Source organism: Dellaglioa sp. CoH-57-MRSF-18 (assembly GCF_056781995.1).
Map to the genome: position 1 here is coordinate 1 of NZ_JBXAXX010000058.1, position 537 is coordinate 537.

The 537-nt window shown below is 55.3% G+C and carries 2 protein-coding genes; both read left to right on the top strand.

Annotated features, from left to right (window positions below; genetic code table 11):
• The coding region (locus AC1RPG_RS08035; protein ID WP_481762476.1) for a hypothetical protein at nt 1-235 on the top strand (235 nt) is incomplete at its 5' end.
• On the top strand, nt 235-537 hold a 303-nt coding region (locus AC1RPG_RS08040; RefSeq protein ID WP_481762477.1), incomplete at its 3' end, for a hypothetical protein. The genes AC1RPG_RS08035 and AC1RPG_RS08040, both read left to right, overlap by 1 nt.

Below are 537 nucleotides of genomic sequence, written 5' to 3' on the forward strand. Positions count from 1 at the left end.
CGGAGGTCAAATGAAACTTGTTCGTTGCTGTACGTACATGGACGACTATCAGGATATGATGGCGGCGCACGGTACCCTAGTGGTGCGCGGTGCGGACGATGAGCGCGTGCGCCACTATGCACACGTCAACAACGACGCACTTTCGTTTTCGGCGTCCGGTGCCAGCGTCACGTTCCCACTCTGCTTCTGTCCCGGATGCGGCACCAAAACTGAAGTAGTCAGCGAGGAAGAATAATGAATCAAACAGCAGTCGAGCGCTTGGTGGGTCAGCGTCTTGCGCGATACGAAGAGCTGGGACGGCAGTTGCGGGAACATAACGTCGTCGAGCGCCTTAAGCAGGTGGATGAGGACGCGTCATTTTGGGTGGCATGGGCACTCAATATGATTCAGAGCTTCAACGAATGGACGCAGCCGTTGCTCGATATTCCGATGCACAACGTCGAGGCCGTATACCGCGATCTTGATCGTCTGGTACGCGAAGGTCCCCAGACTCAATTCGAGATGGATGTAGATGCGACGCTTCCGTTCATGGAAGAC